Below are 14,446 nucleotides of genomic sequence, written 5' to 3' on the forward strand. Positions count from 1 at the left end.
ATGGCCGCGCGCATAGATTTCTGGGCGACACTGACGGACCCGCTGCTTCGCCAGAATCCAGTGACGCTGCAGATCCTGGGCATCTGCTCGGCGTTGGCGGTGACGACATCGCTGGCGACTGCGCTGACAATGTCGGTGTCGCTGACCCTGGTTCTCACGCTGTCGGCGGTTCTCATCAGCCTGATACGCCGTCACATTCCCGACACCATCCGGCTCATCGTCCAGATTGTCATCGTCGCGTCGCTGGTGATCGTGATCGACCAGATCCTGCAAGCCTATTTCGCCGAGATCAGCCGCGCCCTCTCGATCTACGTCGGCCTCATCACCACGAACTGCCTGGTGCTGGGCCGCACGGAAGCCTATGCGCGCCACCATGCGCCGGTGCCCGCCGCCGTGGATGCTTTCGGCAACGGGCTGGGATATTCCCTTATACTGCTAACTCTCGGCGGGGTGCGCGAACTCTTCGGCCGGGGTCAGCTGTTCGGCTGGCAGGCATTTCCCCTGGCCGATGCCGGTGGCTGGTTCACGCCGCTGGGCCTGATGCTCTTGGCACCCTCGGCCTTCTTTCTCTTGGGTGGGCTGGTCTGGGCGATCAGGTCGTGGCGTGTCGAACAAACCGAAGCGCTTGAACATGTGCCGCCTGCGCGAACGATGACGGTCGAATGACGGATCTTTGGTCCCTTTTCCTGTCTGCGGCTTTCGTCGACAACATGCCGCTGACGCTGTTTCTGGGGCTCTGCACTTTTCTGGCTCTGTCGAAGCGCCCTGAAAGCGCACTTGGCCTCGGGATTGCCATGACCGGCGTGCTGGGCGTGACAGTGCCGTTGAATTGGCTGATCTACCGCGGACTGCTCGCGCCGGGAGCCTGGACCTGGGCCGGCATGCCCGAGCTTGATCTTTCCTACCTGTCGCTGATCGCCTTCATCGGTGTTATTGCGGCGACCGTCCAACTCCTGGAGATGCTGCTCGATCGCTTCTTTCCGGCCGTGCATGCCTCGTTCGGTGTGTTTCTGCCGTTGCTGACCGTGCAGTGCGCGATCCTCGCGGGAAGCCTCTTCATGGTTGACCGTTCGTATGGCTTTAGTGAATCCGTGGTCTTCGGTTTGGGTAGCGGGCTCGGATTTGCTGTCGCTGTCGTCATGCTGGGCGCCATTCGCGGTCGGCTGGCCTATGCCGATCTGCCTGCAGGACTGCGGGGGCTTGGCATCGCCTTCATCCTGACCGGGCTCATGTCTCTGGGCTTTGCCTCCTTCGCACAGATGGCGATGTCGCAATGACCGAGATCCTCCTCGGCAGCCTGGTGATCATGGGCCTTGTGGTCGGCCTTGCAATGGGACTGCTGGCCTTTCGGTCCCGTTTGCTTCCTTCCGGCGATATCGGCCTGGACGTCAACGACAGGATGCATCTGCGCGCGAAACGGGGTGTGAGACTTCTGGACGTGCTGCACGGTTTCGACATCCCCATTCCGGCGGCGTGCGGCGGGAAGGGCACCTGCGGACTTTGCCGCGTCACGGTCTTGGGAGACGGTGCGGGCACCCCGCAAGCCACAGAACGCGGCGTGCTGTCGCCCAGGGAGCGCCGCGCCCATGTCCGACTCGCCTGCCAGACCACGCTGAGTGGGGATTGTGCCGTATGGGTGCCGGATGGCATCCTCAGCGCCGGAAGCGGTTTTGCCTGCACTGTCGCGTCTGCCAGGATGCTGGCGCCGCTCATCCGCGAAATCGTTCTGAACATGCCTGACGACCGGCTATCGACGTTCCGTGCCGGTGACTTCATGCAGATTACCGCGCCGGCCTATCGACTGGACTTTGCGACACTGGAGCTGCCGGAGCCGTTCCGTGAGCCTTGGGAGATCGCGGGCTGGAGTGAAATGCGTGTCTCTTCCGAGGCTGCCGTGACCCGGGCCTATTCTCTCGCCAACAGGCCCGAGGATGCCGGCACCGCCGTGTTCAACATCCGCCTCGCCGTTCCGCCGCCGGGGCGCGAGACCGAGATCCCGCCAGGCCTTGTCTCGTCCTGGTTGTTCACGGTCAACCCGGGCGACAGCGTCACGGCCTCCGGCCCTTTCGGTGATTTCCACGTCCGGCCCGGCACGCGGGAAATGATCTTCGTCGGCGGTGGCGTCGGGATGGCACCGCTGCGCGCGATGATACATCAGGAACTTGCGGGCGGCACCGACCGGCGCATTCGATACTTCTACGGCGCGCGCGCGGCGGCCGACCTGTTCTATTCCGAGGAATTCGAGGCGCTTGCCCGTCAGCACAAACATTTCAGCTGGAGACCGGCCTTGTCCGACCCCGCCCCGGGCGACCGCTGGACCGGAGCCTCCGGCTTCATACATGAGATCCTGCAGGCAGAGATGACCCGTCATGCCTCGCCGGAGGAGTGCGAATACTACCTCTGCGGACCTCCGGTGATGATTTCTGCCGTGCTTGCCACGCTGCAGAGGCTTGGGGTGGAGCCTGATGCCATCTTCTACGACGATTTCGGAGCCTGACCATGAAAAGAGCCAACTTCTCACGGCGCGAAGCTATCGGACTGCTGGGTGCGGCGCTCGCTTGTCCCTCACTGGCCCACTCTGCAACGCCAGAAAGGCTGGAGGGCAATGCATTCGGCACGACCTGGCGAATTGTCGGCCCGTCAGACGCCGGGCTCGCCCGGCTCAGGCCCGCACTTGACGACTTGTTCGCCGGCATCGACGCGGAAATGTCGCCGTGGCGAACCGACAGCGATATCAGCCGCTTCAATGCCAGCGCGCAAGGCGGAGCGGCGAGTGAAGAGATGCTCCGGGTGACGCAGGCTGCACTTGGACTTGCCGGGGCCAGCGGCGGCACCTTTGATCCCACGGTAGGCCCTCTCGTCGCTCGCTGGGGTTTTGGCCCTATCCTGCGCGGCGGCGGACCGGACTGGCGCGGCATTCGCATCGAGGGCGGCACCATCGTCAAGTCGCGGGGCGAATTGACACTCGATCTATGCGGCATTGCCAAGGGCCGCGCCCTCGACAGGGCTGCCGAACTGGCGCGATCGCACGGCCTCGAGACTGCCCTGCTCGATCTGGGCGGCGAACTCTCTGCGTTAGGTCGCCATCCCTCCGGGCGTGACTGGCAGGTCGCCGTGGAACATCCTGTGCGGTCCCAGTCCGCCGCGGCACTGCTGCACCTGCCGGACGGCATGGCTGTCGCCACGTCAGGCTTGTCTCAGCAAAGCTACTCGGTCGGAGCAAGCATATGGGGTCACATCATCGACCCGGCTGCCGCCGCTCCGGTGCAGGGACGCTTGCGCTCGGTCACGGTGTTGGCAGCCGACGCGATGACCGCAGATGGCTGGGCCACGGCCCTGTTTGCCGCAGGCGACGACGCCGGGCCGGCGCTGGCCCGGGACCGCGACATTGCCGCGCTGTTCCTGTTCGAGGAAGAAATGGCTCTGCGCCGCATCGAGACGGGCAGCATCAAAGACGTGCTTGCGTGAAAGGAAAACGTCCATGATGGAAATCATCTTGGCAACGCTGGTCATGGTCTTCGCGGTGGCAGGACTCGGACTGGGCCTGCTTCTCGGGCGAGGACCGGCTCTGACCAGTTGCAGCGCCGCGTCCTGCCTGCCCGAGGGTCGCTGCACCGATTGTCCCTTGCGCCGATCCGACAGGGACGTGCCTGAATGACCGAAGAAGTCATCGCGTCCATCATGCGTCGGGACTTTCCGGACCTGGTTGCGGGCACGCCTATACGTCGCGCTGCCGCGCTGCTGGTGGAAACCGGCGCCGCCGCCGCTCCTGTCCTTGGGGACGACGGCCGCCTTATGGGAATCCTTACTCAAAAGGACTGCTTCCGCGCCGCGCTCCATGCAAGCTACTACCGGGAGTGGAAAGGCTGCGTTGCGGATCACATGACGCGCGAAGTCATTTTCGTGGACGTAAAGGACGAGCTTGTGAGAGTTGCCGAGATGTTTCTGAACCACCCTCACCGCGTGTTTCCGGTGAGCGACGGAACAGGAATTGTCGGGCTCGTCGAACGGTCGGACGTCCTCGCAAGATTGATCCGCATGAGTTGACGCGGGGCTTGGTGCCCGAAACCCCGACCGGGGGCCGCAAGAAGAAGCTCTTCGGACGCTCGCTACCTTTGGACAAGTTCGTTCCGGGTTCGATTTTCTGTGCCGCATGTGTTGCAGTACGGAAGTCCATCCATGAGTTCTTCGATTGCCTCAGTGTCAGACTTGGGCGAGACGACGCCACTGGCTCGTCTGGCGTCAGTGCAACGTTCGTGAAGGAGATGAGAAATGGCTCTAGTCTACGGGTTCCTGCTGGTTGCCGCGCTCGGGATCGGCCACCACTACGGCATGCTCGCCGTTCGCGGGATAAAGCCGGATGCGGACGACAGACCGCAGGCGGCGATCATCGTGACGTTTCTCGGCCTGCTGGCGCTCCACACGATCGAGATCCTGGCCTTCGCCGGAGTCTACAAGGTGCTGCTGAGCTGGGGCGGCCTGGGAGACCTCGGCGGCAGCTACGACGCGAGTTGGGATGGGTTGATCTACTTCTCCGGCATCAACTTCGCCACCCTCGGTTACACGCAGATCGAGACCAGCGGACCGATACGCATGATCAACATGATGCAGTCCCTGGGCGGATTCATGGTGCTGACCTGGTCGGCGACCTTCCTTTATTCAGTCTGCGAACGAGCTTGGCGCGAGTAGCATGGGAGGCGAGACTCGTTGCGCTCGAAGCAGCCCTATGTCTGGACGATCACCTGGGCGACTTGGGGTCAACACCGGCTGTCGTTTGCAGGCACCGTCTGCGTCCCGCCGAAGTCGACGGTCGATGTGTCGCTCGATCCAGGCGAAACCGCACGCTGGATGCTGCATTGTCACCACATGCCGCACCTTGCCAGCGGCATGATGACCGTGCGGGCAGTCACGGCATCAGCCTGATCCGGAGTGGTTGTTCGGACCCAGCGTCCCGATCTCACGATAGTGATCATGTAATGTCCTGCCCCATGTTGTCGTGAGGTCGGTGCAAAAGGCGCATCCTAGGATTGAAAATCAGGAGGATGAGACATGAACTGGAACGACATGAACTTCGGAATGGGTTTCGAAATGGGGTTTGGCTGGCTGTTCGGCCTGCTGATCCTTGTGCTGGTGGTCTTGGCCATATCGGCGCTGATCAAGTATCTTCGGAAATGAAAGAAAGGACTGCGCAATGACCTACACTATCGATCGAACGATCTCCGGCGCTGGGATCGACGACGTCGACGCCAGGACGCGAAAGGCACTGGCGGACCACGGCTTCGGTGTCCTGACCGAGATCGACGTAAAGGCGACGATGAAAAAGAAGCTCGACGTCGAGATGCCAGCCTATCGAATCCTCGGCGCCTGCAATCCGAAGATGGCGTATCAGGCCATCGGGATAGAGCCGCGGGTTGGCGCGATGCTGCCGTGCAACGTCATCCTGCGTGAGGTCGAGGGTGGCGTCGAGATCAGTGCCATCGACCCTGTGGCATCGATGCAGGCGGTCGAGAATGCCGCGCTGACGGCCGTCGCGGGCCAGGTCCGAGACCTGCTGAGGAAGGCCGTCGAGGCGATCTAGATGAGTTCGCGCGCCCGCACCCTCGCAGGTCTGGCGATACTCGGGGTCGTTCTTCTTGGCCTTTGGGCGGTCGAGCCTTCGGTGTTCGACGAGGCACGTGACCTTCTGGACGGGGAACGTCTGGAGAGGCTGGTGGCACGCGCCGGCGTCTGGGGGCCGGTGGTGGTCGTCGCGCTCATGACCTTGGCCGTCGTCGCCAGCCCAATCCCGAGCGCGCCAATTGCGATGGCGGCCGGCGCGGCCTATGGGCAGCTCTGGGGCACCGTGCAGGTCGTGATCGGCGCTGAGCTTGGTGCGCTGGTCGCGTTCGGCCTCGCCCGGGTTCTGGGACGTGACGTCCTGCGGCGGGCCTTTGGCGACCGCGTCGATGTGGGACTGCTCGGGTCGCAGACGGCGCTGACGGCGACGGTATTTGCCAGCCGCCTGATGCCCTTCCTGTCCTTCGACATGATCAGCTACGCGGCCGGCCTCAGTCGGCTCCATGCCTGGCGATTTGCCTTGGCGACACTGGCAGGAATCGTCCCGGCGAGCTTCCTTCTCGCCCACTTCGGGAATGTGGCGGTGGGCGGAGACCTTGGTCGGGCGACATGGGCGGTGCTGGGCCTTGGCCTTGTGACAGGGGTGCCGCTGCTCTGGGTGGCGATGCGGAGAAGACCTGGCGAGGACACGCGAACCACGGCCGAGTCGAGCGACCGGTAGAAAGGGCTTGAGCGCACAGAAACTGAAACCCGGAAGACTTGCCGAGTCCGGCCCGGTTGCTGCGCTCGACACTCGTCGCAGCGGTTTCCGCCTTAGCTATCCTTGTGTTGGCGAACGGGGAGATCGTCGCCGACTGCGATGGCGAGCGTGGGTGGTTCCGGCGCAAGTGCGACAGCGAACATGCCGCTGATCTACAAGACAACGGGCGGCGAGCCCTGCTGGACGCCCGTCGTCGGTGGAGTCAGGCGCCGGTCCCGTTCGCTCGGAGGCGGCGACCCGCTAAGGCGATGCCTAATGCGATGAAGCCCGCTGCGATCAACCCGTAATCCTGAGGCACCGCCAGCAGGACAGCCGCCGACCCGCCGATCACCGACCAGCTGGCGGGAATGATCAGCAACCAGCGCACGGTCTTCCAGTCCCCAAGAAGCAGCACACCGATGGTGAAGATCGTCGTCGGGCAGGGCGCGACCCCGAAGACAGGTATCGCGGGATAGCGATGGCCGAAGGCGAACCCGAGCAGCGGATAGAGGATCATCGCGAAGACGATGAGGGCACCCGCGATCCACCGGACTCCCGATCCGGCATGTCCGAACACTGCGCGCTCGCGGGAGAGTAGTGGCGCTACGGCAAGCAGGACGGCCTGAACCACGAAAAGCGCGGCGAACACTCTGGCTGCCGGATTGACCGGGGCGAAGTGCATCCAGTGATACCCGATGCCATTCATCACCCACATCGCAGACAGGACGAGGAAGATGCCCGTGTCGGCCATCCTCGACGGACGCCACAACATCGCGACAACAGCGAACCCGCCGACATAAGCCGCGATCTGAAGTGGCCAGATCGCCGTGTTGTAGGCGGCGAATACGGCGAAGAACTCCTCGACCGAGAAAGGCATCACGGCACTCCTAGTCTCACTGGCTGCATCGCACTATGCGCCCAAGGGCGAAGCTGCGCCTTGCGGCAGGTCAACGGAAGGATAAGTCGAGACCCGGCAGATGGAGTTGGGGGCCCGCGACGGTCCCCCCGCCCATCACCTTTGTCATCCCGAGCCTCGGGCATTGAACAGCTCTCCAAGGTTATTCTGATCCAGTAACGTCGGCCACGCAGCCAACTGGTTGGTCGGCGCTAGTTCCCGTGCGACATTCGAGTTATGTCAAAGATGCTTGCTCTCTGGAGAGGCGATCTCCCTTTGGACGTTGCGTTCTGGTCTTGGACAGTGCTTGGGGGGCTGCTTGTGAACATCTCGACGAGCATCGGCTTCCTGGCTCTGATCAGCGCCGATCTTGCCTGGCCCGCGGTGTTCGTGGGCTATGGCCTTTCCGTGCCCTACAACGTGGTGGCGCTGGTCGGCGTCTGGAGATCGGCAGCAAAATACGAAGGGCCGCCGGCCTACGGCCAACTCGCCCGAGGCGTGAGCATGATGCTGATGGCAGTCCTGAGCCTGACGTAAGGGACACGCCTGGTGAAAGAACAGGAAGATTCTACCTGCGAAAGCGTTGCTTCCTGTCCCTGCGGGACAGTCTCGCCGTGCCTAGGGGTACAGTACGCCGCCGACCGCTGGTCGCGGCTTGGTAGCCGTCTCGGGAAGCGGGATGAAATCGGCCTCATCGCCGGGCACGGTATCGAAGCGGCCGCGTCGCCACTCCTCCTGCGCCTGCTCGATCCGTTCCCTTCGTGAGGAAACGAAGTTCCACCATATCCAGCGCGGACCTTCCATCGGCTCGCCCCCGAAGAGCATCACGCGCGAAGCGGTCATGGCCTTGACGACGATCTGGTCGCCCGGTCGGAGCACCAGAAGCTGCGCCGGCCCGAAGCACTGGCCCGCAACGTCGATCTCGCCCGCGATGGTGTAGAGCGCGCGCTCCGTCACCGAGGGCTCGACCGAAAACCTCGAACCCGGTGCAAGTTGCACGTCGGCGTACAGCGTCTCGGATGCCGTCACGAGCGGTGAGCGCGATCCGAAGGCCTGCCCGGCGATGAGACGCGCCGTCATGCCTCCGTCCTCGATCACGGGCAGAGCCGATGCGCCGTGATGAATGAAGTCTGGATCGCTTTCTTCCTGGGCCTCAGGCAGCGCCACCCAGGTCTGGATGCCGAAGAGGCGCTGGCCGGTCCTCCGGCTCGCTTCGTCCGTGCGCTCCGAGTGGACGATCCCGCGACCGGCTTTCATCCAGTTGACGGCCCCAGGCTCGATGTCGAGATCCGTGCCAAGGCTGTCGCGGTGTCGGATCTTGCCTTCGAACAGATAGGTAACGGTGGCAAGGTTGATATGCGGGTGCGGACGCACATCGATCCCCTCGTCGGTCAGGAATTCGGCCGGGCCCATCTGGTCGAAGAAGATGAAGGGACCCACCATCTGGCGCTTGGTGGATGGCAGCGCGCGGCGCACCTCCATCCCGCCAAGGTCCACGGCGCGGGGCACGATCAGCGTCTCGACGGCATCGACCGTGTCGGGCGCGCCAGGTTTCGGGTCGGGGCAGGGGCTCCAGCTCATAACATTGTCTCCAGCTTCAGCCTTTCAGCACGTCCTGCCATTCCGCGTGGCGCGCGATCTGCGCCTTGGCGAAGGGACAGAGGGGGATGATCGAGCGGCCTTCGGTACGTGCATCCTCGACGGCACGTCGTACCAGGGCCTGTCCCACCGAGCGGCCGCGCATGGCGTCGGGAACCTCCGTGTGATCGATAATGATCATCGTCTCGCCCGCCCGCGAATAGGTCATCTCGGCCTCGGCCCCGTCGATGCGGACGACGTACCGTCCCTTGCTCTCGTTTTCCTCTCGTTCGATGTGCAGTTCTTCCCGTTTGGGGTCAGTCATCGATTCCTCCTGCTCGAGATGCTTAGGCTGGCGGGATTGAGTGGGCCGGAACGCCAATTCTCGTCACCCTGTGACAGCAGCGTTGAATCAGAACCCATGCCTGGTCAGTTCCTTCGCGATGCGTGCGCGGGACGTCGAGTGGCGGGTTGGGAAGGCCGCGAAGTAATCGGCCGCGCTCGCGTCCGTCTTGCTCCGAAGAATATCCTGACGCAGATGCTCCGCGCGCTGTTGCCGTCCGGCCAGCCCGTTGGCAGCAAGAGCGATCATCCCGATCAGGTAATGCGCGCCGGGCTGCGTCGCTGCCCGGTCTCCCCAGTCGGCAGCGGTCTCGTAGTCCTCCTGCTGCATCAGCAACTGTGCCCGGACGCCGTATATGCCGTAGAGCAGCGGATCGAGAGGGCTGAGGCGCAGCGACGTGTCGAGCGCCCCAGTCGTAGCGTCAGCGTTGCCCGTCAGCATCGCGGTGAAGGCCGAAGCGTAGAAACCCTGGGCGTAGTTCGGATTGAGGGTTGTCGCCCTCGATAGCCAGTGCGCAGCAATCTCCGGCTGGTCGGTCAGCCAGAACGATCTGCCCATGGTGAAGTTCGCGAACGGGTCGAGCGCGTCCAGTTCCAGCGCGCGTTCCGCGTGTTGCCGGGCGAGACGCGCCGCCGCGGATGTTTCGGGATCGAGGCGCAGGAACGCGGTCAGGAAGCTGGTGAAGGACAGACCCGCATGCGCGCGGGCGAAGTGCGGTTCGGCTGCGACGGCGCGTTCGAAACACGCCCGCGCGACCGCCGTGTCGGTTGCGGTGAAACGGTAGAGATGCCGCAAACCGACATGGTAGTTGGCCCAGGCATCGCGATTTTCAAACGTGCTCCGTTGAGCAATGCGGGCCTCGTTGAACGGTATATGCATCTCGAGCGCCGCAATGAGCTGGGCGACGATCCGCGATCTGAGGTCGTCTATCGCGTCGAGCGGCGAGACGAGGTGGTCGGCCCAGAGCACCTGCCGCGATCCGGCCTCCAGCAGCTCGAGGCTCACCGCGGCCCCGCCGCCGCGGCTCTCGATGATTCCGCTCAGAATGTAGCGCGCCGACAGGGCTTCCGCGACCAGAGCGAGATTGGCCTCACCGATGCCGAAGCGGAACGAGGAACCACGCGCAATCACGGCGAGCCAACGGAGCCGGGACATCGCTTCGATGATCTCGTGAGGGATCGCCTCGGCGAGCACCTCGAGGTCCGGATCTGCGCCAAGCTGCCTGAGAGGCAGAATTGCAATCGATGGCATTCCTGGAAGGTGATCGGAGACGGACGGCGCCGCTGAGGCTGCGTCCGCGCGCGCCGGTGTCTTCTCCGTTACCGCCGCAATGAAACGAAATCCTCTTCCATGAACCGTCTGGATCATCTCCTGACGCGCACCGTCGTCGCCGAGGGCCTGACGCGCCGAACGGATACGGCTCGAGATGCTGGCGTCCGAAACGGCCTTTCCCTGCCAGACTGCCTCCACGACCTCGTCCTTTGAGACCATGCGGTCACGGTTCTTGACGAGGTGAATCAACAGGACAAGCACCTGCGGCTCGAGCGCAACGGCGACGCCGCGGCGGACCAGCTGGAACCGCTCCGCGTCGAGATGAAACTCTCCAAAAGTCCAGTCCATACGCATGAATACAAGAAAATTGCGGCGTTCTACAGGAGTTCTTCAGGGTCTCATCAAGCGCGGGGCGCAACAGTCGGTAACCTTGACCTCAGTGGGCGGATATCTCCCGCCAGCAGTCAGAGAGGGAGAGAAGAGACATGCCGCAAGCAGCAATCGAAACCCGCCGGTTCGAGACGCCGGATCAACGCCTCGATATGAAAGATCGGGGCGGTATCTCCATCCTCCAGATGGCGGATGGCAGCACCGGGATGCACGCCATTTTCGAGAAGGGCTGGACCTGGGAGGTCGACGAGAAGCCCTTGCTCGGATCGCCCGATTCCTGCCCGATGCGCCACACGGGTTACTGCATGTCAGGAACGCTCGTGGTGCGAATGCTCGAGTCGGGCGTCGAGACGACGATCGTCAAGGGCGACTTCTTCGAGATACCGCCCGGTCATGACGCCTACGTGGATGGGGACGAGCGGGTCGAACTGATCCTCTTCGCCCCACCCGATCATCAGCACTGATCCGGCACGGGTGCCGTGACAGCCTGCCGACAACCCTGAACAGAACCGGAGAATGGCCATGGATGCCATGACAGCGCACACCACCACGGGCCGCGGCCGTCTTTACGCCAGCCTGCTCGACACGATCGGCAATACACCCGCGATCAGGATCAACCGCATCGCACCGAAGGGCGTGGAGCTTTACGTCAAGGCCGAGTTCTTCAACCCGGCCGGGTCGGTGAAGGATCGGCTGGCGCTAAGCATCATCGAGGAAGCCGAACGGAATGGCAGCCTGCGACCCGGCCAGACGGTTGTCGAAGCGACGTCGGGCAATACCGGGATCGGGCTCGCCATGGTCTGCGCGGCAAAGGGCTATCCCCTGGTGGTGACTATGGCCGACAGCTTTTCGGTCGAGCGACGCAAGCTGATGCGGATGATGGGCGCGAAAGTCGTTCTCACGCCAAGGGCTGAAAAGGGACTGGGCATGTATCGCAAGGCAGTAGAGCTGGCCGAGGCGAACGGCTGGTTCCTCGCCCGGCAATTCGAGACCGACGCCAACGCCAGAATTCACGAAACGACCACGGCGCAAGAGATCCTCGCCGATTTCAGGGGCCATCGCCTCGACTACTGGGTCACCGGCTATGGGACCGGCGGGACTGTGACAGGCGTGGCCCGCGTGCTTCGCCGTGAGCGCCCCGAGACGAAGATCGTGCTGTCCGAACCCGCAAACGCCCAGCTCCTCGGCAGCGGTCATGTCCAGGCGCGGAATGCGGATCACTCGCCCGCCGAAAGCCACCCGGCCTTCGAGCCGCATCCGATTCAGGGCTGGACGCCGGACTTCATTCCGTACGTGCTTCAGGAAGCGGTGGACGACCGGCTCTACGACGAGCTGGTTCCCATTGCCGGCCCGGATGGCATGGCCTGGGCGCGGCAACTGGCGCGATCCGAGGGCATCCTCACTGGCGTCTCCGGTGGATCGACCTTCGCCGTCGCCATGAAGATCGCCGAGCGGGCGGACGCCGGCACGGTGATCCTGTGCATGCTGCCCGACACCGGCGAACGCTACATGTCCACACCGCTCTTCGAGGCAATTCCCGAAGAGATGACCGAGGAAGAGGTCGGTCTGTCCCGTTCGACACCCGGTTACCGGTTGGTGTGAGCCATGCCGGACTCGACGGAAACGCTTGATCCATCGGATTGGGACGCCCACCGCGCCGTTGCGCACCAGATGGTGGATGATGCCGTCGACTATGTTCGGGACGTCCGTTCTCGGCCCGTCTGGCAGGACATGCCGCAGGACGTGCGCGCGCGATTTCGCGACGGGGTTCCCGAGAAAGGCCAGCCGCTGCAAGAGGTTTACCGCCAGGTCGTCGCGGACGTTCTGCCTTACCCGATGGGCAACATCCATCCGCGGTTCTGGATGTGGTTCATGGGGGCGAGCAACTTCACCGGAGCGCTCGGCGATTTTCTCGCCGCCATCCTGGGCTCCAATCTCGGTGGCGGCGACCATTCGGCGGCCGAGATCGACAAGCAGGTCGTGTGCTGGATGAAGGAGATGGTGGGCTATCCGGAGTCGGCCAGCGGGACTCTGGTTTCGGGCGGCTCGATGGCAAATCTCATTGGCCTGACGGTTGCGCGAAACCGGATGTCGGGCATCGACCTGAGAGAACTGGGTGTCGGCGGGATGACGGCAGCCATGCGGTTCTACGGGTCCGATCAACTCCATTCCTGTCATCGGATCGCGGTCGAAGCGATGGGGCTGGGGAACCGGGCGCTGCGTCGCGTGCCGTCCGACGCGGCATGTCAGATGAACCTCTCCGCGCTGCGCACGGCAATAGCCGAGGACCGGGCATCCGGCCTTCACCCGGCCGCCGTCATCGCGACGGCGGGAACGGTGAACACGGGCGCCATCGATGACCTTGAGGCCATTGCCGATCTCTGCACCGCGGAAGGCCTCTGGATGCATGTCGACGGCTGCATCGGCGCGCTTCTGGCCATCGCGCCGGAAGGACGTGCGCTGGTGCGCGGGATCGAGCGCGCGGACTCCATCGCTCTCGATCCGCACAAATGGCTGCATGCGCCGTTCGAGGTCGGCTGCGCGCTGGTGCGGGACGCCGAGGCGCATCTCGCCACCTTCTCCGTCACGCCGGAATATCTTGAAGCCGCGCCGAGGGGCATTGCCTCGGGCGCCTGGCTGCACGATTTCGGGCTCCAGACATCCCGTGGCTTTCGCGCGCTCAAGGTCTGGATGGCGCTGAAGGAACACGGACTCGAGAAGTTCGGGCGGCTCATCGATCAGGACCTCGCCCATGCACGCCATCTTTCGAAACGGATCGCGGCCACGCCGAACCTGACGCTGTGTGCTCCGACTGTCATCAACATCGTCTGCTTCCGCTACGATCCCGGCGGTCTGTCAGAGGACGCGCTCAAACGACTGAACATCGAGATCATGGTGCGGATGCAGGAGTCTGGCATCGCCGCCGTGTCCGACACGACCGTGCAGGGCCGCCATAGCTTGCGCGCCGCCATCAACAATCACCGGACGACACCGTCCGATCTGGACATTCTGGTCGAAGAGGTCGCGCGACTGGGCAAGGCACTGATCGACGATGGGGCAGGCTAACGCACCTTTGCGAGGGCAGGGGCGCTCCCGCCCACCTTCTTCCAGGTGGAAAGGCAGGGATCGCCCAGGTTGCCAGCGTCCTTCAAGAGAGAGCACGTTGCCAGACCATCCTCCGGCTCGCCTCGTCGCAGAATGCGCCGGTTCGCGTGGAGGCTCAGCGGGCGTCGTCCATCCTGTGAAGCTTCTCGACACGGCGGCGGAAATCTTCGTCGGTCGAGAACTCGGCCTTCAGATACGCTTCCACCAGGTCGTGGGCGAGCCAGGGGCCGACGATCTGGGCTCCGATGCACATGACGTTGACGTCGTCATGCTCGACCGATTGATGGGCCGAGTGGATGTCGTGACAGACAGCGGCCCGGATGCCCTTGACCTTGTTGGCGGCGATCGAGGCGCCGACCCCGGTCCCGCAGACCAGCATCCCGCGCTCTGCCTTGCCAGCCGTCACCGCCTGCGTGACCTTCTGGGCGATGTCGGGAAAATCGACGGGCTTGTCGTCGAAGCTGCCGACGTCCTCGACCTCGTGGCCGAGGTCCTGAATGTGCTTGATGACGGATGCCTTGAGGGGGAACCCGGCGTGGTCTGATCCGACGACGATGCGCATAGAAAC

19 protein-coding genes and 2 pseudogenes are annotated in these 14,446 nt (G+C 63.8%); 15 read left to right on the forward strand and 6 right to left on the reverse strand.

Features of this window, described 5'->3' with window-relative positions; translation table 11 throughout:
- The 11 genes and pseudogenes from EF888_RS05365 to EF888_RS05405 all read left to right on the forward strand — a co-directional run bounded on the left by EF888_RS05365 (position 1) and on the right by EF888_RS05405 (position 6,277).
- Positions 1–666 carry an NADH:ubiquinone reductase (Na(+)-transporting) subunit D gene (locus tag EF888_RS05365; RefSeq protein WP_109757798.1) on the forward strand — a complete coding sequence of 222 codons (666 nt, stop codon included), beginning with the start codon at positions 1–3 and terminating at the stop codon, positions 664–666.
- Positions 663–1,277, forward strand: a complete 615-nt coding sequence (nqrE, locus tag EF888_RS05370) for an NADH:ubiquinone reductase (Na(+)-transporting) subunit E (protein WP_109757799.1) — start codon at positions 663–665, stop codon at positions 1,275–1,277. The genes EF888_RS05365 and nqrE overlap by 4 nt, the downstream gene beginning before the upstream one ends.
- Entirely contained in the window at positions 1,274–2,497 is a 1,224-nt protein-coding gene (gene nqrF, locus EF888_RS05375) for an NADH:ubiquinone reductase (Na(+)-transporting) subunit F (RefSeq protein ID WP_109757800.1), read from the forward strand. The genes nqrE and nqrF overlap by 4 nt, the downstream gene beginning before the upstream one ends.
- Positions 2,498–2,499: 2 nt before the next feature.
- Positions 2,500–3,468, forward strand: coding sequence for an FAD:protein FMN transferase (locus EF888_RS05380; protein WP_109757801.1), 969 nt, complete (start codon positions 2,500–2,502; stop codon positions 3,466–3,468).
- 13 nt (positions 3,469–3,481) lie between these two features.
- On the forward strand, positions 3,482–3,658 hold the full coding sequence (locus EF888_RS21690) for a hypothetical protein (protein WP_164721574.1): 177 nt from the start codon (positions 3,482–3,484) through the stop codon (positions 3,656–3,658).
- Entirely contained in the window at positions 3,655–4,047 is a 393-nt protein-coding gene (locus tag EF888_RS05385) for a CBS domain-containing protein (RefSeq protein WP_109757802.1), read from the forward strand. Before EF888_RS21690 ends, EF888_RS05385 begins: the two co-directional genes overlap by 4 nt.
- A 225-nt stretch (positions 4,048–4,272) precedes the next feature.
- Entirely contained in the window at positions 4,273–4,689 is a 417-nt protein-coding gene (locus EF888_RS05390; RefSeq protein ID WP_109757803.1) for an ion channel, read from the forward strand.
- A 24-nt stretch (positions 4,690–4,713) separates the two neighbouring features.
- Positions 4,714–4,923: pseudogene (locus EF888_RS05395) on the forward strand (multicopper oxidase domain-containing protein); the annotation flags it as partial.
- 126 nt (positions 4,924–5,049) lie between these two features.
- Complete coding sequence (locus tag EF888_RS22415; protein WP_277601035.1) at positions 5,050–5,175, forward strand: hypothetical protein; 126 nt, start codon at positions 5,050–5,052, stop codon at positions 5,173–5,175.
- A 16-nt stretch (positions 5,176–5,191) separates the two neighbouring features.
- Positions 5,192–5,578, forward strand: coding sequence for a DUF302 domain-containing protein (locus tag EF888_RS05400; RefSeq protein WP_109757805.1), 387 nt, complete (start codon positions 5,192–5,194; stop codon positions 5,576–5,578).
- Entirely contained in the window at positions 5,579–6,277 is a 699-nt protein-coding gene (locus tag EF888_RS05405) for a TVP38/TMEM64 family protein (protein WP_109757806.1), read from the forward strand. It begins immediately after the preceding gene.
- Positions 6,278–6,518: 241 nt separating this feature from the next.
- Here EF888_RS05405 and EF888_RS05410 read toward each other — a convergent pair whose 3' ends face one another.
- On the reverse strand, positions 6,519–7,172 hold the full coding sequence (locus tag EF888_RS05410; protein WP_206508432.1) for a DUF6064 family protein: 654 nt from the start codon (positions 7,170–7,172) through the stop codon (positions 6,519–6,521).
- A 339-nt stretch (positions 7,173–7,511) separates the two neighbouring features.
- Between EF888_RS05410 and EF888_RS05415 the strand changes: the two genes are divergently transcribed.
- Positions 7,512–7,727 (forward strand): hypothetical protein, encoded by a 216-nt coding sequence (locus tag EF888_RS05415; protein ID WP_241239808.1) that lies wholly within the window; start codon positions 7,512–7,514, stop codon positions 7,725–7,727.
- A gap of 81 nt (positions 7,728–7,808) precedes the next feature.
- Here the strand turns inward: EF888_RS05415 and EF888_RS05420 are convergent, their stop codons facing one another.
- The 4 genes and pseudogenes from EF888_RS05420 to EF888_RS22560 all read right to left on the reverse strand — a co-directional run.
- A complete protein-coding gene (locus EF888_RS05420; RefSeq protein WP_109757809.1) occupies positions 7,809–8,771 on the reverse strand; it encodes a pirin family protein in 963 nt (320 codons plus the stop codon).
- Positions 8,772–8,787: 16 nt separating this feature from the next.
- Positions 8,788–9,093, reverse strand: a complete 306-nt coding sequence (locus EF888_RS05425; protein ID WP_109757810.1) for a GNAT family N-acetyltransferase — start codon at positions 9,091–9,093, stop codon at positions 8,788–8,790.
- Between the two features lie 87 nt (positions 9,094–9,180).
- Complete coding sequence (locus EF888_RS05430; protein ID WP_241239809.1) at positions 9,181–10,305, reverse strand: hypothetical protein; 1,125 nt, start codon at positions 10,303–10,305, stop codon at positions 9,181–9,183.
- Positions 10,306–10,503: 198 nt separating this feature from the next.
- Positions 10,504–10,737 (reverse strand): annotated as a pseudogene (locus tag EF888_RS22560) (winged helix-turn-helix domain-containing protein); the annotation flags it as partial.
- 131 nt (positions 10,738–10,868) lie between these two features.
- Here EF888_RS22560 and EF888_RS05435 point away from each other — a divergent pair.
- The 3 genes from EF888_RS05435 (at position 10,869) to EF888_RS05445 (ending at position 13,839) form a co-directional block, all read left to right on the forward strand.
- The gene (locus EF888_RS05435) at positions 10,869–11,237 is read left to right on the forward strand and encodes a cupin domain-containing protein (protein WP_109757812.1); all 369 of its coding nucleotides are present in this window, start codon (positions 10,869–10,871) and stop codon (positions 11,235–11,237) included.
- Between the two features lie 67 nt (positions 11,238–11,304).
- A complete protein-coding gene (locus EF888_RS05440; RefSeq protein ID WP_206508495.1) occupies positions 11,305–12,375 on the forward strand; it encodes a PLP-dependent cysteine synthase family protein in 1,071 nt (356 codons plus the stop codon).
- Between the two features lie 3 nt (positions 12,376–12,378).
- Positions 12,379–13,839 (forward strand): pyridoxal phosphate-dependent decarboxylase family protein, encoded by a 1,461-nt coding sequence (locus EF888_RS05445; RefSeq protein ID WP_109757814.1) that lies wholly within the window; start codon positions 12,379–12,381, stop codon positions 13,837–13,839.
- Between the two features lie 154 nt (positions 13,840–13,993).
- Here the strand turns inward: EF888_RS05445 and rpiB are convergent, their stop codons facing one another.
- Positions 13,994–14,440 carry a ribose 5-phosphate isomerase B gene (rpiB, locus tag EF888_RS05450; protein ID WP_109757815.1) on the reverse strand — a complete coding sequence of 149 codons (447 nt, stop codon included), beginning with the start codon at positions 14,438–14,440 and terminating at the stop codon, positions 13,994–13,996.
- Positions 14,441–14,446: the final 6 nt, after the last annotated feature.

This window comes from Silicimonas algicola, from assembly GCF_003970735.1.
GTDB lineage: Bacteria > Pseudomonadota > Alphaproteobacteria > Rhodobacterales > Rhodobacteraceae > Silicimonas > Silicimonas algicola.